We start from the raw sequence: 19,333 nt of genomic DNA, 5'->3' as shown, positions 1-19,333 counted from the left end.
GGGTGCGCGGCGGCGCACCCGTCCGCGCGGGGCCGCGCACCCGTACGGCGGGGCCGCGCGCCCGTACGGGGGGTCAGAGGGCCCCCTCCTCCAGCGGGCCCGGCAGGGGTGCTCCGTCCAGGGGCTCCTCCGACAGCACGACCGCCGTGCCGGGCAGGTGGGTGCGCACCGCCTCCACCACCGACGCGGCCGCGAGCACCTGGGACGCCTCGTGGGCGCCGTCCGGCACGCGGCCCAGAGCGGTCTCTCGGGCGGCGACCGCCCCGACGACCCCGGTGAGCGCCGAGCCGTCCTCGCCCCGGATGAGCACCGAGCGGCGGATGAGGACCCCGGCGGCGTCCCGGCCGTCCAGCTCGCCCCACAGCAGGTGGTAGGGGGAGCGCCCCAGCGCGTCGAGCGCGCTGGCCCGCACGATCGCCTCCGCCGCCTCGCCCGGCTCGCCGTCCGGGCGCGCCCGCACCCGGCTCAGCGTGTCCAGCAGGTGCCGGCCGTCGAACCCGTTCACCCACTCGGCCTCGGCCAGGCCGAGCGTCCGGGCCTGCCGCACCAGTTCCTCCGGCATGTACGGGTAGACGGTGATCGGCCGTGGCGCGCCCGCCACCGCTTGCACCCGCTCGCCGCGGTCGCGCACGACCCGGCCCGACCGCCATCGGGCCAGCGGCGTCCCGAAGTCCCGCTCCAGGCTCAGCAGGTAGTCCAGCGCGCCGGTGCGGGTGAAGGTGCCGAGCCAGGCGTAGCCTCCGCTGAACCGGACCGGCCTCGCGAGCCCGTCGGCCAGCAGCCGCGGCAGCATGCCCGACAGGCCGGGTGACAGGCCGGCCGACAGGACCGCCGTGCGCTCCGCGTCCGGCCCGGGACCGGGGCCGGAGCCGTCCATCACGTCCACGTACGCGGCGCCCGCCGCGGCGGCGGCCGCTCTCGGGCGCCCGGCCAGTTCGTAGGCGGGACCCGCGCAGTTGAGCAGCACGGCGCATCCGGCCGCGAACCGCGCCAGGGCGCCCTCGTCGGCCGCGTCGACGGCCATGGCCTCGGCGCCTCCGGGAAGGGAGGCCGCCGTCCGGGCGGCGGCCCCGGGGTCGCGGCCGCCGACGCGCAGGCGCACGCCGGACTCGGCGGCCAGGCACCGCGCCGCGACCGAGCCCACCGCCCCGTACCCGCCGAGGATCGCGACCAGCGGCCCGGGGCTCACCCGAGACCGCCGCGCAGCAGCGCCTCGGCCGCCGCGCTCACGTTCGGCGGGCGCATGCACGTGAAGTGGTCGCCGGGCAGGTCGACGATGCGCAGCCCGCCGGTGCACACCTGCTGCCAGTACTCGGTCATGTCCCGGTACATCCCCGGGAAGATCTCCGCCTCGCCGGTCTGGCGCATGAACGTCGCCGGACGGTCGTAGACGGCCGGCACGTGCGAGGCGACCGCGACGAGGCTGTGCTTGACGATGCGGAACTGCCTGGTGAGCCGGTCCATGGACCGCAGCTCGGAGTCGTCGGTCGTCATGAGATCCGCCATGGCGCGCAGCCGGTCCTCCTGGGAGCGCGCGGCGAGGACCCGGAAGGCGCGCAGCGCCGCGAGCCCTCGCCGCGACAGCGCGTCCTCGTCCTGCTCGACGAGCCCGTCCATCGGGACGGTGCCGCCGTGCCGGTCCGCCGCGGCGCGGACCAGTTCCCGGGTCGCGGTCTCGTCCGGCGGGTAGCCGAGGTCGACGGGGTCGACGTGCATGAGCCGCGCGAAGATGTACTCGGCGAGCAGGTCGTCCTCGACGAGGTAGGGGACGCGGTAGCTGCTGACGACGGTCAGGCCGGTGACGTCGGTCCCCGCGTCCGCAAGGCGGACGGCGAGCTCGGAGGCCAGCAGGCCGCCCATGCAGTAGCCGACCAGGTGCACCCGTTCCAGCCCTTCGTCCAGCAGGGCCTCGGCGTGCCGGTCGGCCAGCTCGGCGACCTGCCTGCGCGGGTCGGCCGCGAGGAACGTCTCGATGTCGTCGATGACCAGCCCGGCCATCGACAGCCGTCCCGACAGCTCGGCGATGAGCGGCCGGTACGGGATCAGGGTGCCGGTGCCGTCGTGCACGAGGACGCGGGTCACGGTGTCGGCCGCGCCCGCGGGCGCCTCGCTGATCGGGACGAGCGGGGACGCGCCGCCCGCGCGGCCGGTCGCGCCGCGTTCCAGCGCGGCGAGCCCCGCCGCCAGCCCGGCGACGGTCGGCCGGTTCATCACCAGGCGGAGCAGGTCGTCCCATGCGAGGCCGGCGGCCTGCGGCAGCCGCTCGCGCATCCTGGTGACCAGCCGGGCCACCAGCAGCGAGTCGCCGCCGAGGTCGAAGAAGTCGGCGTCGCGCCCGACGAAGCCGACCGGGAGCACCGCGGCCCACAGTTCGGCGATGGCCTGCTCCATGCCGGGGCGCGGCGCCTCGCCGCCCTCGTCGGCCCGGCCGCGCGCGGCGGAGGCGCTCCAGGCGTCCAGCCGTGCCCGGTCCACCTTGCCGTTGCCGGTGAGCGGGATCCGGTCCACGACCTGGACCTCGGCGGGGATCATGTACTCGGGAAGCCGTTCGGCCAGGTGGCCGAGCAGAACCTCCTCCCGTACCGGCGCCCGGTCGGCCTTGAAGCGGGCGGCGAACACGTTCTGGCCGATGCGCGCGAGCGCGCTGCCCTCCACCGGCAGGCAGAACGCGCCGTCGGCGCCCGCCTCCCGCAGCAGGCCGAGCCACTGTTCCCGCTCCAGGAAGGTGCGTCCGGTCTCTTTGCGCACGTCCTCGAACCCGCTGAGGCCGGCGTTGAACAGCATCGAGGTCATGAAGTGGTAGGCGTCGCGGGTGGCCTCGATGAAGACCAGCCAGCCGCCGGGGGCCAGCAGCTCGCGCAGCCGGGTCAGCGCCTCGCCCGCGTTGACGGCGTTGTGCAGCACGTTGGCGAGCAGGATCACGTCGAAGGAGTTCGGGGTCAGGCTCTGGGCCCGGTAGTCGCGGTTGAGGTCGAACAGGCCGTAGCGGACCCAGGGGTGGTCCTGGAACCGCTCCTCGGCGGCGGTGAGGAAGAAGTGGGACAGGTCGGTGAACAGGTAGTCCACGTTCAGGCCGTCCAGGGCGGGAATGAGGCCCGTGCTGGTCCCGCCCACTCCGGCGCCGACCTCCAGGAGCCGCAGCGCGCCGGGCCCGGGATGGCTTCGCGCGATCTCGCGCAGCGCGGCGGTGACGGCGGCGTTGTTGTGGCGGCTGATCAGGTTGTCGCGGTAGGCGGCCTCGGCGGTGTCCAGGCGTCCCTCGGGGAACAGCAGGGTCCGCAGGTCGATGTCGTTGCGGACCAGCGGAGCCAGGTGCTCCTCGGAGGTCCGCAGGTAGCCGATGACCTCGGCGCCCCAGCGAGTCCGGGGCTCCAGCTCGTCGATCCTGCTCAGGACGGCCTCCCGCTCCTCCGGCGGAACCGGCACGAGCCCGTGGTAGCGGCCGGTCGGCGCGTCGAAGGCCAGGTTGCCCTCCGCGGTGAGCGCCTCCAGCCAGCGCCGCACCAGGTGCTGGTTCTGCGGTGCGGCCTTCAGGGCGTCGATGACCTCCTCGGCGGTGTGCGCGGCGTCTCGGTCCTGGAACAGGCCCTGGTCCAGCAGGAGCGTGGTCATCGACTGCAGCGCGGAGACGTCGAGCAGCTCGGCCATCTCCACCACGGCCTCGTCGCGCAGTCCGGCGGCCTCGGCCGCGCCGCCCTCGGCGGCCCGCTCGCGCGGGGCGTCCGGGGCGGGCGCGGGCGCGACCCTCGCGGGCTCGGCGAAGGCGACGAGCCTGCGCGTGCCGCCCCTGTCGTGCACGGTGACCGCCGCGGCCTCCACCGACGGGTGCGCCTGCACGGCCGCCTCGATCTCGGCGAGCTCGACACGGTGCCCGTTGATCTTGACCTGCCGGTCGACGCGCCCGAGGAACTCGATCTCGCCGCCGGGCAGGCGGCGGCCGAGGTCACCGGTGCGGTAGAGCCGCTCGCCGCCGCCGGGGCGGCGCACGAACCGTTCGGCGGTGCGCTCGGGGTCGCCGAGGTAGCCGAGCGCCAGCCCGGCTCCGCCGATGTACAGCTCGCCGGTGACGTGCTCGGGGCAGTCGCGCATCCGGCCGTCCAGGACATGGAAGGTCTGGTTGGCCAGCGGCCTGCCGTAGGGAATGCTGCGCAGTTCGGGATCCACGCCGGCGACGCGATGGTAGATGGACCAGATGGACGCCTCCGTCGCGCCGCCCAGGCTCACCACGTCCAGTCCGGGCACCCGCCGCCTGATCGCGTCCGGCAGCCGCACGGGGATCCAGTCGCCCGACAGCATGGCGAGCCGCAGGCCGCCGACGTCGGCGTCCGGCTCCGAACGCAGGTACTCCTCCAGCATCTGCATCTGCGCGGGCACCGAGTTCCACAGCGTGACGCCGTGCGCGGCGACCAGCGCGGCCCAGTGCGCGGGATCGCCGCGGCGGCCGGCGTCGGGCAGGACGAGCGCGCCGCCGACCGCCGGCGGCCCGAAGATGTCGTACACCGACAGGTCGAACCCCAGCTGGGCCAGGCCGAGCACGCGATCGTGCCCCGTCACCCCGAAGCGGGCGTTGATGTCGTCCACGGTGTTGCGCGCGGCGGCGTGGCTGATCATGACGCCCTTGGGGACGCCGGTGGACCCGGAGGTGTAGATGACGTAGGCCAGGTCGCCGGGACCGGGCACGTGCTCGGGCCCCGGGCCGGCGAGGGGCGCGAGGTCGCCGACGGCGATGGAGCGGATCCCGTCGGGCAGACCCGCGAGCGGAGCGCTCGCCGTCCGGGTGAGGACGTGGGCGACCTCGGCGTCCTCGAGGATGGCGTTCCTGCGCAGCGGCGGCTGGGTGGTGTCCACGGGCAGGTAGGCGCCCCCGGCGAGCAGCGTGCCGAGGACCGCGACGACCTGCTCCCACCCCTTGTCCATGACCACCGCGACGCGCCGGCCGGGACGGCAGCCCGCCTCGGCGAGCGCGGCGGCGACGGCCCTGGCGCGGCCGAGGAGCTCGGCGTAGGTGAGGGTCCGCGAGGAGGTGACGACGGCGGGCGCCTGCGGGGTGCGCGCGGCCTGCGCGAGGATCCCGGCGTGCAGCGGCCCCTCGGAGCGTGGCGCGGCCGTGTCGTTCACTGCCGCGAGGACGGCGTGCTGCCGGGCGGGCAGCTCCACCGGGTCGGCGGCCTCCCATACGCCGTCGCCGTCGGCCAGGCCCTCCACCAGGGCGGTGAAGGCGACGAACATCTCCTCCGCCACGCCGTCGGGAAGCACGCCGTCACGGACGTCCCAGTGCGCGAGCAGGCTGCCGCCCTCCTCCATGACCTGGCAGTCGATCCAGATCTGCGGCGTCTGGGTGATGCCGCCGGCCAGCACTCCGTCGCGCATCAGGCGGGAGCCGCTCTCCTCGCCGGGCCCGCCGACGGTGCTGGTGAAGGTCACCGGGAGCAGCGCCTCGGCGCGCCCGCGCCGGCGGGCCAGCTCGCGCAGCACCTCCACCCCTGAGCAGAGCCGGTGGTCCAGGTCCTCCCACAGCCGGGCCTGCCCGGCCCTGGCGCGGTCGGCGAAGGTGGCGCCCTCGGTCAGGTTGACGGCGAACAGGCTGGTGGAGGTGAAGTCCCCGACGAGGCCGTCCACGTCGGGGTGCAGGGGAAGCCGGTTCTGCAGTGTGAGGCTGAGGGTGAAACGGGGGTCGCGGGCCCACCGCCCGACGGTCTCGGCGAACGCCTGGAGCAGCGTGCCGGACGCCGTCGTGCCCGCGCCGGCCGCGCGCCGCGCGAGCGCCTGCCATCGATCGGGGGACAGCCGGGCGCCGTGCCGGGTGAAGCGGGGCGGGGCGCTCACCGCGTCGCCGCGAACAGGCAGGTCGGGGGCGGGCGGCAGGCCGTCGATGCGGTCCCACCAGTAGTCGCGGTCCTGCTGGTAGCGGGTGCCCTCCCTGGCGGCGCGCGCCGCCAGAACGTAGTCGCGGAAGGCGATCTGCGGCGCGGCGGGCAGGGCCGTCCCCGTGCACAGGTCGTTGAGCTCTGCCAGCAGGGTGCGGATGCCGCCGTAGTCGCAGATCAGCAGGTCGACGGCCACGTGCAGCACCAGGGCGCGGCCGGTGCGGGTGACGCGCAGCTCGAACAGCGGCCACAGGTCGGTTCTGCGCACCTGGTGCGACATGCGCGCGCGCACGTCCTCAAGGGCCCGCGCCTCCTCCTGCGGACCGGACCGCCGCAGGTCCTCGGTCCGCACGTGGTAGTGCGGCACCTCCGGGAGCACCCGCTGGTGGCCCTCCGGCGAGACGACCGCGCGCAGCATCGGATGCCGGCGGACGAGCTCGTTCCACGCGCCCTCCACCCGCTCCGCCTCCCAGTGCGGCGGCAGCTCCAGCTCCAGGTAGCCGTGGCAGGCGACGCCGCCGTAGGCGAAGGCGCCGCTGCGGCCCAGCAGATACGCCTCCTGGACCTCGGTGAGCGGGAACGGCTCGTGCGCGGCCGCCGGGTCGGGGCGCAGGCCAGGGCCGTACTCCCGCGCGCGCAGCAGGTCAAGGACGGCGTCGCGATGGGCGCGCAGGATCTCCATGCGCTCGGGCGTCAGCACCCCCTTGGGCGCCCGGTAGCGCAACAACCCGCCCTCTTCGTACAGCGAGACGCCCGACGCTCCGAGTACGTCCACGAATTCGACCACGTCCACGATCCGTCGCTCCTTCACCGCCGCGCCGAGTGGCACCTGTCGTGAGTGCCGCACATCGTCACACGCGCCCGCTGGAGAAGTTCTGGATGGGACGGCATCCAGACACTGTGTAGAGCGCCCGGCCCAGAATCGTCGCTGACCGCCCCGTCCCCCACGGCAGAGGAGTCGGAAGATTTCCATGAATGAGCTCGATTGGCCCAGATGGCCGAACGAGGTCGCCGCCGGGTACCGCCGCGATGGTCTGTGGACCGGCGAGACGTTCGGCGAGGTGCTCCGCGCCCGCGCGAGGGAGCACCCGGACCGGGTCGCGCTCGCCGCCAAGGAGGGCGCCGTCACCTACGGGGCGCTCGACAGGCGCGCCGACCGGCTCTGCGCGGCGCTCGCCGGGCTCGGCCTGCGGCGCGGCGACCGGGTGCTCGTGCAGCTGCCCAACATCGTCGAGCTCGGCGAGGTGCTGTTCGCGCTGCTCCGCCTCGGCGCCGTCCCGGTGCTGGCGCTGCCACCGCTGCGCAGCAGCGAGCTGGTCCAGCTCGGTGAGATCAGCGAGGCGTCGGCGTACTTCGTCGCGGCGCGAGCCGGCGGTTTCGACTACCGCAAGCTGGCCCGGGAGGTCCGCGACCGGGTGCCGTCGCTGAAGCACGTCATCGTGGTGGGCGACGCCGAGGAACTCGTGCCGCTGCGCGAGCTGGACGCCGAGCCGGTGGACCTGCCGGGGCCGGACGCGCAGGACCTGGCCGTGCTCCAGCTCTCCGGCGGGACCACGGCCGTGCCCAAGCTGATCCCCCGCACCCACGCCGACTACCTGTACTGCGCCCGGGTCTGCCGGGCCGCGTCCGGTTTCGACTCCAGCAGCGTCTACCTGGCGGCGCTGCCGGCCGTGCACAACTTCCCGCTCATCTCTCCCGGCGTGCTGGGAGCGCTCGACGCCGGGGCCCGCGCGGTGCTGGCTCCGCTGCCGAGTCCCGACGTGGTGTTCCCGCTGATCGAGTCCGAGAAGGTGACGCACACCTCGGTCGTGCCGCCCTTGGCGCTGATCTGGCTGAACGCCGCGGCGTCCGGCTCGGTGCCGGGCCACGACCTGTCGAGCCTGCGGGTGCTGCAGGTGGGCGGCGCCAAGTGCAGCGCCGAGGTCGCGCGGCGGATCCGGCCGACGCTGGGATGCACGCTTCAGCAGGCGTTCGGCATGGCCGAGGGCCTGATCAACTTCACCCGGCTCGACGACCCCGACGAGGCGATCGTCTGGACGCAGGGCCGCCCGATATCCCCGGCGGACGAGATCCGCGTCGTCGACGACGAGGACCGTGACGTGCCCGACGGCGAGCCCGGACACCTGCTGGCGCGCGGCCCGTACACGATCCGGGGCTACTACCGGGCCGCCGCGCACAACGCGCGCGCCTTCACCGCCGACGGCTTCTACCGCACCGGCGACGTCGTCAGCCGCCGGGCGGACGGCAACCTGGTCGTCGAGGGCCGGGCCAAGGACCAGATCAACCGGGGCGGGGAGAAGATCGCGCCCGAGGAGGTCGAGAACCACCTGCTGGCCCACCCCAGCGTGTTCGACGCCTCCGTGGTCTCCATGCCCGACGAGTACCTCGGCGAACGGGCCTGCGCCTACGTGGTGCCGCATGGCGAGCCGCCCGCACCGCGCGAGCTGCTCGGATTCCTGCGTGGCAGGGGCCTGGCCGCCTACAAGATTCCCGACCGGGTCGAGTTCGTCTCCGAACTGCCGCAGACCGGCGTCGGAAAGATCTCCAAAAAGGATCTGCGCGACCGCGCTTCGGCCCGCGCCGCGGGCGTACAGGAGGTGGACAGTGACACCGTCAAGCTCTGATCGGGCCGCGGAGGAGTCCTACGACGTCGTCGTGATCGGCGGTGGTCCGGGGGGCAGCACCGCGGCGACGCTGGTGGCGATGGACGGCCATCGTGTCCTGCTGCTCGAGAAGGAGATGTTCCCGAGGTTCCAGATCGGCGAATCGCTGCTGCCGGTCACGATCCACGGCGTGTGCCGGCTGCTCGGCGCCCTGCCGGAGATCGAGAAGGCGTCCTTCATGCCCAAGCGGGGCGGGACGTTCCGGTGGGGCGCGAGCCCTGAGCCGTGGAACTTCCTGTTCGCCTACTCCCCCATGCTGCGCGGCGAGACCTCAGAGGCCTACCAGGTCGAGCGGATGAAGTTCGACGAGATCCTGCTGCGCAACGCCTCACGGCAGGGCGTCCACGTGCAGGAGGGCGTGTCGGTCACCGGGGTGATCGAGGAGGACGGCCGCGTGGCCGGGGTCCGCTACACCGGCGCCGACGGCGCCGCCCGGACGGTGCGGGCGGCCTACGTGGTGGACGCCTCGGGCAGCCGCAGCTCGCTGTACCGCGCCGTCGGGGAACGGCACTACTCCTCGTTCTTCCAGAACCTCGCGTTGTTCGGCTACTTCGAAGGCGGCGGGCGCCTGCCCGGACCGGACCGCGGCAACATCCTGTGCTGCGCGTTCGACGAGGGCTGGTTCTGGTACATCCCGCTGTCGGACACGCTGACCAGCGTCGGCGCGGTCGTGCGACGCGAGTACGCCGGCGGCATCCAGAACGACCCCGAGGCCGCCTTCCGCCGGTTCATCGACAGATGCCCGATGGTCCGCGACCTGCTGAAGGACGCCCCGCGGTCCCGCCACGAGGTCTACGGCAGGCTGCGCGTGCGCAAGGACTACTCCTACTCGATGTCGCGGTTCTGGCGGCCGGGCATGGTCCTGGTCGGCGACGCGGCCTGTTTCATCGACCCGGTGTTCTCCACCGGCGTCCACCTGGCCACCTACTCGGGCCTGCTGGCGGCCAGGTCGATCAACAGCTACCTGGCCGGCGACCTCGACGAGGACCGCAGTTTCGCCGAGTTCAACGACCGCTACCGGCGCGAGTACCGGGTCTTCTACGAGTTCCTCGCCGCCTTCTACGACATGCAGGCCGACACCGGCTCCTACTACTGGCAGGCCAAGAAGGTCTCCGGGATGGAGGGCGGCGAGCTGGAGGCGTTCGCGTCCCTGGTCGGCGGCACGACCGCCGAGGCCGGTCTGCTGCTGAACGGCGCATCGAGCCAGCTCGTCGAGGCGGTCGCCCGGACGGGACCGGCCCAGACCGAGAGCGGCGAGCGGATGGGGGCGCTGTTCGGCGCCCCGGTCGTCGCCGAGGTAATGCGCGAGATGAACCAGATCCAGGCGGGAGTGCTCGGCAACCCCCACAAGCAGCCTCCGCTCCTGCCCAGCGATCTGGTGCCGTCGCCCGACCATCTGCGCTGGGCGGAGTCGGCAGTGGTCGCCGCGCGGCCGGCCGCCACCGTCGGCTCCAAGGAAGGATGACCGTGGAAACCGAACCGCGCCCTCCGGTCAGGGACCGGCTGCGCGAGGACGTCGCGCGCCTGCTCGGCGTGCCGCCGCGCAGCATCGGTGACGACGACGACCTCACCGAGCACGGCCTGGACTCCATCCGGATGATGAGCCTGGCCAACGACTGGCGGGCCAACGAGGCCGGGGTGAGCTTCGCCGACCTCGTCGAGACTCCGACGATCACCGCGTGGGTGACCGCGCTGGCCGAGGACGACGGCGGCGCCGGCCCGGCACTGCGGGGAAGCGGATGAACGCTGACGCGGGCCCGCGCGGCGCCGCCGTGGTGACGGGCGCGGCGGGAGGGATCGGCGCCGCGGTCGTCCACGCGCTGGCCGGCCAGGGCGTGGACGTCGGAGCGGTCGACGTCGACAAGGCCGGCCTGGACGCCCTCGCCGGGGCGGCGCGCTCGGCGAGCGGCTCGGTGCTGCCGGTGCCGGCCGACGTCCGCGACGCGGGCCGCTCGCAGGAGGCGATCGAGCGCGTGGAGCGCGAACTCGGTCCCGTCGGCATGCTGGTGAACGTCGCCGGGGTGCTGCGCCCCGGCCCGGTGGCCGGGCTGACCGACGACGACTGGGCCGAGACCTTCGCGGTGAACGTCTGGGGCGTGTTCCACATGTCGCGCGCCGCGGTGCGCGCGATGATCCCGCGCCGGTCCGGCGCCATCGTCACCGTCACCTCCAACGCGGCCGGCGTGCCGCGCGTGGGCATGGCGGCCTACGCCGCCTCCAAGGCGGCCGCGACGATGTTCACCAAATGCCTGGGGCTGGAGGTGGCCCACCACGGCATCCGCTGCAACGTCGTGGCGCCGGGTTCGACCGACACGGCGATGCAGCGTGTGCTGTGGGAGTCGCCCGACGGCCCGCCGGACGGCGACCCGGCGGTCATGGGCGACCTCGCGAAGTACCGCGTGGGCATCCCGCTCGGCCGCGTCGCCGCCCCCTCCGACATCGCCGACGCCGTCCTGTTCCTGCTCTCGGACCGCGCCCGGCACATCACCATGCATGACCTTTACGTCGACGGTGGCGCGACGCTGCGCGCGTGACGCCGCGCCGGCTCCGGAGCACTGAGGGGAACACCCATGAGCCTGACCGACCTCGGCACCTACGTGCCGACCACCAACGACCTCCTCGCCGCCTACGCGCCGGGCTCGGCGTTCTTCGCCTCTCCCCGCGGCGCGCTGCTCGCCGGCCCCGCCTCGGCGGCCCTGCCCGGGCCGCTGGAGATCGCGGCGCCGGAGGCGCTGAGAAGACTCGACGCCGCCGTCGCCGCCGGCCACGAACGTCCCATCGTGGTCGGCGCGCTGCCGTTCGGCTCCACCTCCCCGCCGCACCTGTTCCTGGATGTCGCGCCGGAACGTGCGACGCGGCCGGGGCACGGCGCCGGAGGCATGCCGGCGACGGCGGCGTCGCCTCTGTCGGTCACGGAGTGGCCTGGGCCCGCGGGGTACGCCGAGGCGGTCGCGCGGGCGCTGCGCCGGATCTCGCTGGGCGAGCTGGACAAGGTCGTCCTGGCCAGGACCCTGCGCGTGGACTACGCCGAGCCCGTCGCGGTCGAGGCCCTGGTGCGCCGGCTGCTGGGCGGGAACGCGCACGGGTACACCTACGCCGTCGACCTGCCGGAGCAGCGCGCCACCAGGGTCCTGGTCGGGGCGAGCCCCGAGCTGCTGATCGCCAAGTCGGGGACGCGCGTGGTGTCGTGGCCGCTCGCCGGCTCCGCGCCGCGCAGCCATGATCCCGCGCTGGACCGGGCGCGCGCCGCGGCCCTGATGACCTCCGACAAGGATCTGCGCGAGCACGAGTACGTCGTCCGGTCGGTCTCCCAGGTCCTGCGGAAATACTGCTCGACCCTGAACGTGCCGCCCCGCCCGGCGCTCACGGCGACCTCGAACATGTGGCATCTCGGCTCGCGGATCACCGGCGAGCTGCGCACCCCGGAGATCTCCTCGCTGGAGCTGGCCGCGGCGCTGCACCCGACGCCCGCCGTCTGCGGCTGGCCCGTCGCCCCCGCCAGGGACCTGATCGGCGAGCTGGAGCCGTTCGACCGCGGCCACTACGCGGGGGCGGTGGGCTGGTGCGACGCGTCGGGCGACGGCGAGTGGGCCGTCGCGATCAGGTGCGCCGAGGTCTCGGGATGTTCGGTCCGGCTGTTCGCCGGAGCCGGGATCGTCGCCGGTTCGACGCCGGACGGCGAGACCGAGGAGACCGCGCTGAAGTTCGGCACGATGCTCGGCGCCCTGGGGATCGTGCCCGTCGCCGCCCGGCCGTAGACCGCACGACGCGAGACAGGAGAGCGTAGACATGGCGATACCCCTCGTCGCCCCGTACCCGATGCCCACCGACGAGCAGCTCCCGGGCAACCGGGTGAACTGGAGACCCGATCCGCGGCGCGCGGCGCTGCTCGTCCACGACATGCAGCGCTACTTCCTGCGCGCCTACCGGCAGGACGAGGCGCCGCTCACCGACCTGCTCGCCAACGCCGCGGACCTGATCGCCGCCTGCCGCGACGCCGGAGCGCCGGTGATCCACACCGCGCAGCCGGGCGCGCAGGCTCCCGAGGACCGCGGGCTGCTCACCGACTTCTGGGGCAAGGGCATGCAGGACGTGGCCGAGGACACCGCGATCGTCGGCGAGGTCGCGCCGGACGTGAGCGGCGCGGTCCTGTGCAAGTGGCGCTACAGCGCCTTCTTCCGCTCCGACCTGGAAAGGCGGCTGCGCGCGGCCCGGCGCGACCAGCTGATCATCTGCGGCGTCTACGCGCACATCGGCTGCGCCACGACCGCCGTCGAGGCGTTCAGCCGCGGCTTCGAGGTGTTCCTCGCGGCCGACGCGGTCGCCGACTTCAGCGCGCGCCGGCACCTGGCGGCCCTGTCGTGGGCGGCGGGCTGCTGCGCCGTCGTGTCGACCACCCGGCATCTGACCAGCTGCCTGCGGCGGTGAGCCGGCGGGCGGCGGGGCACGCGGACCCGGCGCCGCACCTGTCACGACGGGGCGGCGTCCGGGTCCTCGTGCTGTCCCGGGTGAGACCGGGCCCGCCCCGCTTCCGCGCCCCGGCGGCCCGCCGGGGCGGACCACTTCGCACCCGAGGGAGATCCCCATGACCACCACGCCCGTGCGCCCGGCCCCCGTCCCCGGTGAGGGCGCCGCGCCGATGCCGGCCGCGCCGCCGCCGGAGGTCGGCGTGCTGGCCCGGCTCGCCGACCTGGTGACGCCGATGGCGCTGCGTGTCGCCGCGACCCTGCGCCTGGTCGACCTGATCTCGGCGGGGGCCACGACCGTGGAGGCGCTGGCCGCCGCCTCGGGAACCGACCCCGACGCGCTCGGCCGGCTCGTGCGGCACCTCGTCGCGGTGGGCGTGCTGGAGGCGGGCGGCGACGGCCGCCTGTCGCCGACCGCCGTCGGCGCGCTGCTCGCCGACGGCCATCCGTCGAACCAGCGCTCGTGGCTGGACCTCGGCCAGGCCGTGGCGCACGCCGATCTGGGCCTGGCGCATCTGCTCAGCGCGGTCCGCGCCGGCCGGGCCGTGCACGAGCTGGCCCACGGCAGGACCTTCTGGGAGGACCTGTCCGCCGACCCGGCGCTCGGCGCCTCGTTCGACGCGCTCATGGGCGGCCGCAGGGAGGCGCTCTTCGAGGCGGCGGTCGCCGCCCGCGACTGGTCCTCGTCCCAGCACGTGGCCGACGTCGGCGGCGGCACCGGTGGCCAGATCTCGGCGTTGCTGCGGGCCGAGCCGGGCCTGCGCGGCACGCTCGTGGAGCTGCCCGGCCCGGCGGAGCGCGCCCGGCGGGAGATCGCGGCGGCGGGGCTGGCCGACCGGTGCTCGGTGGTGGCGGGCGACTTCTTCCAGGAACTGCCGGTGCGCGCGGACACGATCGTCCTGTCGCGGGTCCTGCACGACTGGCCGGACGAGGACGCCGTCCGGATCCTGGTCCGGTGCCGCGACGCCCTCACGCCCGGCGGCCGCGTCGTGCTGGTGGAGAAGGCCGTGGAGACGCTCGCGACCGACCCGGGCTTCACCGGCATGGACCTGCGGATGCTGGTCTACGTGGGCGGCCGTGAGCGGACGGCCTCCGGATGGGAGGCGCTGGCGCTGCGGGCCGGGCTGCGGGTCGTCTCGATCTCCCCGCCCTTCGGGTTCGGCTCGTCGGTGCTGGAGCTGGCGCCGGACGACGACGCGCCCCTTCCGCCGGCACTGGACAGGGCGTGACCTCACGGCTATGTTTTCTTACATGTACGAAAAGACGCGGCTGGAAGCCAAAGCTCCGAGCTCCGCGGGCGTGCTCGCGGTCATCGCGGTCGCCCAGGGAATGGTCTCCCTGGACATCTCGGTGGTGAACGTCGCCCTGCCGACGATCCGCACCTCACTCGGCTTCGACGTCCTCGGCCTGTCCTGGGTCGTCAACGCCTACGCGCTCACCTTCGGCGGCCTCCTCCTGCTGGGAGGGCGCACCGCCGACCGGTTCGGCAGGAGGTTCATCCTGCAGACGGCGCTGATCCTGTTCGGCGCCATGTCGCTGCTGGGCGGGCTCGCCCAGAGCCCCGGCCAGCTCATCGCCGCCCGCGCCGCCCAAGGCGTCGCGGCCGCGCTGCTCGCCCCCGCCGCCCTGGCCGTGCTCACCACGAGCTTCCCCACAGGGGCGCCGCGCGCCCGCGCGCTCGGCCTGTACAGCGCGGTCACCGCAGGCGGCGCGGCGGTCGGCGTCCTCGTCGGCGGCCTGCTCACCGAGTACGCGGGCTGGCGCTGGGTCATGCTGCTCAACGTCCCGCTCGCGGCGCTCGGGCTGATCCTCGGCTACCGCCACGTCGCCTCCTCGGGCGCGCGCGACACCACGCGCAAGCTCGACGTCGTCGGCGCGGTCCTGGCCACGGCGGGCATGGTGCTGCTGGTGTTCGGCCTGATCCGCACCACCGAGGTCTCGTGGGGCTCCGCGCAGACCATCGGCACGCTCGCGGCGTCCGCCGCCCTGCTGGCCGCCTTCGTGCTCTTCGAGAGCCGGTACGCCAAGGAGCCGCTCGTGCGGCTCGGCCTGCTCGCCAACCGGGCGGTCGCCGGGGCGAACCTCTGCATGATGCTCATCTCCGCGGTGATGTTCACCTCCTTCTACTTCGTGTCCCTCTATCTGCAGGAGGTCCTCGGCCTGGCCGCCGCGCCCGCGGGGCTGGCGTTCCTGCCGTTCAGCTTCGGCCTCATCACCGGGTCGCTGGCGGCGGGCTCGATCGTCCGCAGGATCGGCGCGCGCCGGCTGCTGGTCGCCGGCGCGCTCCTCGCCGCCGCGGGACTGTTCTGGCTGAGCATGCTCGACGCCCACGGCGGCTTCTGGACCGACGTCCTCGGCCCCACGGTGGTCGCCGCCATCGGCCTCGGCCCGTGCCTGGTCCCGCTCGCCGGATCGGCGACCGTGGGCGTCGCCCCGAACGAGGCCGGCATGGCCTCCGGAGTGTTCAACAGCGCCCGCCAGATCGGCGGGAGCATCGGCCTGGCGGCGCTCACCACCGTCGCGGCCACCCGCACCGCGGGCCTGATCTCCGGCACACCGGCCGAGAGGCTCACCACCGGCTACGGCACCGTGTTCACCGTCAACGCGGCGCTGCTGGTCGTCGTGGCCCTGCTGGCGCTCCTGCTGCTGCCGGGCGGCCGCCACGCCGCCGCCGCGGCGGCCGAGGCGAAGGCCCGCGAGCCGCGGGCGGGCGACGCCGAGCGTCCCGCCGTGCGCCCCCGGCCGGCCACCGACTCCCCCGCCGGGCCGGCGGGGGGCTGAGGCCGCCGGGGTGAAGGTCTCATCCAGTACTTCTCCAGACGCCCGAGCCCAGACTGAGTGTCATGTCGTCACGGGCCGGCTCCCGTGGGGATCAGCTGGACGTCTGGAGGAGCGACCATGGTCATGCAGCACGCGTCGTCCGGTGGCGGCCACGCCGTGGAGGACACACTCCGTGCGGCGATCATCGAACTGCTGGGCGACGAGGCGGCCCCGCTCGACGATGACGACAACCTCTTCGAATTCGGCCTGGACTCCATCAGGCTGATGCGGCTGGCCGACACGCTCCAGCGCGCCGGCCTTGAGGTCGGCTTCGGCGAGCTGGCCGAGGAGCCGCGCGTCGGCGCGTGGCTGGACCTGCTGCGCACCCGCCCCGTCAAGCCCGCGGAGCCGGCCGCCGCCCCCGCCGTCGACCCCGCCCTGCCCTTCCCCCTGACCCCCGTCCAGCAGTCCTACTGGATCGGGCGCGACGACGACCAGCCCCTGGGCGGGGTCGGCTGCCACGCCTACCTGGAGCTCGACGGGCCCGCCGCCGACCCGGCCCGCCTGGAGGACGCGGTGCGCGCCCTCATCCGCAGGCACGGCATGCTGCGCGCCCGCTTCCTGCCCGACGGCACCCAGCAGATCTCCGAGACCTCCCCCTGGCCGGGCCTGACGGTGTACGACCTGCGCGACGCGGACGAGGCGCGGGTGGCCGAGGCCACCGGGGCGGTGCGCGAGGAACTGGCCCACCGGCGCCTTGAGGTCGAGCGGGGCGAGGTCTTCGACGTCCGGCTCACCCTGCTGCCGGGCGGCGCGGGCCGCCTGCACGTCGACGTCGACCTGCTGGTCTGCGACGTGCTCAGCATGCGGCTCCTGCTGACCGACCTGGCCGAGCTCTACGACCGCCCGGGCGAGGCCGAGCCGCTGGAGTACTCCTTCCCCGCCTACCTCGCCGACCGCACGGCCCGCCTGGAGAAGGACCGCGAGACCGCCAGGACCTACTGGCTCGACCGCCTGCCCGCCCTCCCCGGCGCGCCCGCCCTGCCGCTGGCGCACGACCCGAAGACCGTGACCGCGCCCCGCTTCACCCGGCGCCGCCACGTGCTCTCCCCCGAGCTGTGGCGGCGGCTGACCGCACGGGCCTCGGCGCACGGCCTCACCCCGGCGTCGGTGCTGGCGACCGCGTTCTGCGAGGTCCTCTCGCGGTGGAGCGGGCAGGAACGCTTCCTTCTCAACATCCCCCTGTTCGACCGGCGCGGCCCGCACCCCGAGACCGGGGCGCTGGTCGCCGACTTCACCAGCCTCGTCCTGCTCGACGTCGACCTCGGCGGTCCTGGCGGCTTCGCCGACCGCGCCGGCCGGCTCCAGAGCAGGCTGCACGAGGACCTGCAGTACACCGCGTTCTCGGGCGTCGAGGTCCAGCGCGAGCTCATCCGCGCCGACGGCGACGCCGAGCCGCGCACCGCGCCGGTGGTCTTCGCCTTCAGCGCCGACGGCGACCTCGCGTCCGCCCGCTGCCGCGAACGGTTCGGCGAGGTGGGCTGGATGCTCTCGCAGACACCGCAGGTCTGGCTCGACCACCAGATCCACCTCACCGGAGAGGGCGTCCTGCTCGCCTGGGACGCCGTGGAGGACCTGTTCGCCGAGGGCGTCCTTTCCGCCATGTTCGACGCCTACCTCCAGCTCATCGGCGACCTGCCGGAGTCCGGCTGGGACGCCCCGCCCCGCCTGCCGCTGCCCGCCGCCCAGCGGGCCGCACGCGCCCGGGTGAACGCGACCGCCTGGCCGCACCGCCCACGCGCGCTGCACACGGCGTTCTTCGAGCGGGCCGCCGCCGACCCCGGCAGGCCCGCGCTGCTCTGGGGCGCCGACGGCCGCCTCACCTACGGCGAGCTCGCCGACGGGGCCCTGCGCGTCGCGGCGGCGCTCGGCGGCCGGGGGGTGCGCGGGGGCGACCTCGTGGCCGTGACCCTGCCCAAGGGCCCCGGGCAGATCATCGCCGTGCTCGGCGTCCTCGCCGCCGGAGCCGCCTACGTGCCGATCGGCGTGGACCAGCCGCCCGAGCGGCGCCGGCGGATGCTCACGACCGCGGGCGCCGTCCAGGTGCTCGGCGAGTCGGGCGACGAGGACGGGCCTCCCGTGCTCGGGCTCGGCGCGGCCCTGGACGCCGCGCCACTGCCCGCGCCGTCGCCCGCCGACCCGTCCGCCACCGCGTACGTGATCTTCACCTCGGGTTCGACCGGCACGCCCAAGGGAGTGGAGCTGAGCCACGCCGCGGCGGCCAACACCGTCGACGACGTCAACGACCGGCTGGCGGTCTCGCCGGGCGACCGCGTCCTCGGCCTGTCCGCGCTGGACTTCGACCTGTCGGTGTGGGACGTGTTCGGCATGCTCTCCGCCGGCGCGGCCGTCGTCCTGGTCGCCGAGGAGGACCGCAGGGAGCCGCGCGTGTGGCTCGACCTGTGCGCGCGGCACGGGGTGACCCTGTGGAACTCCGTGCCCGCGCTGCTGGACATGGCGCTGACCGCGGCCGGCGAGGAGCCGCTGCCCGCCGGTCTGCGCCGGGCGCTGCTGTCGGGCGACTGGATCGGCCTTGACCTGCCTCCCCGCCTGGCGCGGGCCACGGCGGGCCGCTGCTCCCTGCTCGCCCTCGGCGGCGCCACCGAGGGCGCGATCTGGTCCAACGCCTTCGACGTCCCGGAGGACGGCGTGCCGGCGGGCTGGCCGTCGGTGCCCTACGGGCTTCCGCTGCGGGGTCAGCGGTACCGCGTCGTGGACGGCGCCGGGCGCGACTGCCCCGACTGGGTGCCCGGAGAGCTGTGGATCGGCGGCGAAGGCGTGGCACGCGGCTACGTCGGCGACGCCGCCCACACCGCGGAACGGTTCGCCGAGGACGCCGGGACGCGCTGGTACCGCACCGGCGACCTCGGCCGCTACCACCCCGGCGGCCTCCTCGAGTTCCTCGGGCGCCTCGACCAGCAAGTCAAGATCAACGGATACCGCGTCGAGCTCGGCGAGGTCGAGGCGGTCCTGCGCGCCCACCCGGCCGTCGAAGCGGCGGTGGCGGTGCGCGCCGAGACGGGGCACCTGGCCGCGCTGCTCATCCCCGCCCCGCCCGCCGGACCGCAGGACCTGGATCCGGAGGAGCTGCGCGCCTGGACCGCCGCCCGGCTGCCCGGCCACATGGTCCCGCCGTCGTTCGCGGTCGCCGCCGCTCTGCCGTTCAACGCCAACGGCAAGGTCGACCGCAAGGCGGTCCGCGCGCTGTTCGACGGCCGCGACCGGCCCGCGCGCGCCTTCGAACCGATCGGCCCCGGCCTGGAGCAGGTCGTCGCCGAGGCGTGGGGAGGCGTACTCGGGCGGGCGCCCGCCGGACGCGACGACGGCTTCTTCGCGGCGGGCGGCGACAGCCTGCTCGCGACCCGGGTCATCGCGGCGCTGCGCGAGCGCACGGGCGTCGAGCTGCCCATGCGCGAGTTCTTCCGCGAGCCGACCGCGCGGGGCCTCGCGGCGGCGCTCACCACGCGCCTCGGCCCCGATGGGGACACCGACGACCTGGACACGGGAGCACTGTGAG

The 19,333-nt window shown here is 74.7% G+C and carries 11 protein-coding genes; 9 read left to right on the top strand and 2 right to left on the bottom strand.

What is annotated here, in order from left to right; genetic code table 11:
• Nucleotides 1-73 precede the first annotated feature (73 nt).
• On the bottom strand, nucleotides 74-1,189 hold the full coding sequence (locus ACFO60_RS38655) for a saccharopine dehydrogenase NADP-binding domain-containing protein (protein ID WP_380851729.1): 1,116 nt from the start codon (nucleotides 1,187-1,189) through the stop codon (nucleotides 74-76).
• Nucleotides 1,186-6,660: an amino acid adenylation domain-containing protein gene (locus tag ACFO60_RS38650; protein ID WP_380851726.1), complete on the bottom strand. Its 5,475-nt coding sequence runs from the start codon at nucleotides 6,658-6,660 to the stop codon at nucleotides 1,186-1,188. Before ACFO60_RS38650 ends, ACFO60_RS38655 begins: the two co-directional genes overlap by 4 nt.
• A gap of 178 nt (nucleotides 6,661-6,838) precedes the next feature.
• On the opposite strand from ACFO60_RS38650, the gene ACFO60_RS38645 reads away from it, so the two are divergent.
• The 9 genes from ACFO60_RS38645 to ACFO60_RS38605 all read left to right on the top strand — a co-directional run bounded on the left by ACFO60_RS38645 (nucleotide 6,839) and on the right by ACFO60_RS38605 (nucleotide 19,332).
• The gene (locus ACFO60_RS38645; protein ID WP_380851723.1) at nucleotides 6,839-8,491 is read left to right on the top strand and encodes a (2,3-dihydroxybenzoyl)adenylate synthase; all 1,653 of its coding nucleotides are present in this window, start codon (nucleotides 6,839-6,841) and stop codon (nucleotides 8,489-8,491) included.
• Nucleotides 8,472-9,995 carry a tryptophan 7-halogenase gene (locus tag ACFO60_RS38640; RefSeq protein WP_380851720.1) on the top strand — a complete coding sequence of 508 codons (1,524 nt, stop codon included), beginning with the start codon at nucleotides 8,472-8,474 and terminating at the stop codon, nucleotides 9,993-9,995. Before ACFO60_RS38645 ends, ACFO60_RS38640 begins: the two co-directional genes overlap by 20 nt.
• 2 nt (nucleotides 9,996-9,997) lie before the next feature.
• Nucleotides 9,998-10,273 (top strand): phosphopantetheine-binding protein, encoded by a 276-nt coding sequence (locus ACFO60_RS38635; RefSeq protein WP_380851717.1) that lies wholly within the window; start codon nucleotides 9,998-10,000, stop codon nucleotides 10,271-10,273.
• The gene (locus tag ACFO60_RS38630) at nucleotides 10,270-11,064 is read left to right on the top strand and encodes a 2,3-dihydro-2,3-dihydroxybenzoate dehydrogenase (protein WP_380851714.1); all 795 of its coding nucleotides are present in this window, start codon (nucleotides 10,270-10,272) and stop codon (nucleotides 11,062-11,064) included. Before ACFO60_RS38635 ends, ACFO60_RS38630 begins: the two co-directional genes overlap by 4 nt.
• Nucleotides 11,065-11,100: 36 nt before the next feature.
• Complete coding sequence (locus tag ACFO60_RS38625; protein WP_380851711.1) at nucleotides 11,101-12,288, top strand: isochorismate synthase; 1,188 nt, start codon at nucleotides 11,101-11,103, stop codon at nucleotides 12,286-12,288.
• 31 nt (nucleotides 12,289-12,319) lie between these two features.
• Nucleotides 12,320-12,958 carry an isochorismatase family protein gene (locus ACFO60_RS38620; protein WP_380851708.1) on the top strand — a complete coding sequence of 213 codons (639 nt, stop codon included), beginning with the start codon at nucleotides 12,320-12,322 and terminating at the stop codon, nucleotides 12,956-12,958.
• Between the two features lie 157 nt (nucleotides 12,959-13,115).
• Complete coding sequence (locus tag ACFO60_RS38615; protein WP_380851705.1) at nucleotides 13,116-14,225, top strand: methyltransferase; 1,110 nt, start codon at nucleotides 13,116-13,118, stop codon at nucleotides 14,223-14,225.
• A 22-nt stretch (nucleotides 14,226-14,247) separates the two neighbouring features.
• Complete coding sequence (locus tag ACFO60_RS38610) at nucleotides 14,248-15,777, top strand: MFS transporter (RefSeq protein WP_380851702.1); 1,530 nt, start codon at nucleotides 14,248-14,250, stop codon at nucleotides 15,775-15,777.
• Between the two features lie 117 nt (nucleotides 15,778-15,894).
• On the top strand, nucleotides 15,895-19,332 hold the full coding sequence (locus tag ACFO60_RS38605) for a non-ribosomal peptide synthetase (protein ID WP_380851699.1): 3,438 nt from the start codon (nucleotides 15,895-15,897) through the stop codon (nucleotides 19,330-19,332).
• Nucleotide 19,333: the final 1 nt, after the last annotated feature.

Source organism: Sphaerisporangium dianthi (genome assembly GCF_042654065.1).
Taxonomy (GTDB): domain Bacteria; phylum Actinomycetota; class Actinomycetes; order Streptosporangiales; family Streptosporangiaceae; genus Sphaerisporangium; species Sphaerisporangium dianthi.
This window is presented reverse-complemented; position numbering and strand designations above follow the sequence as displayed.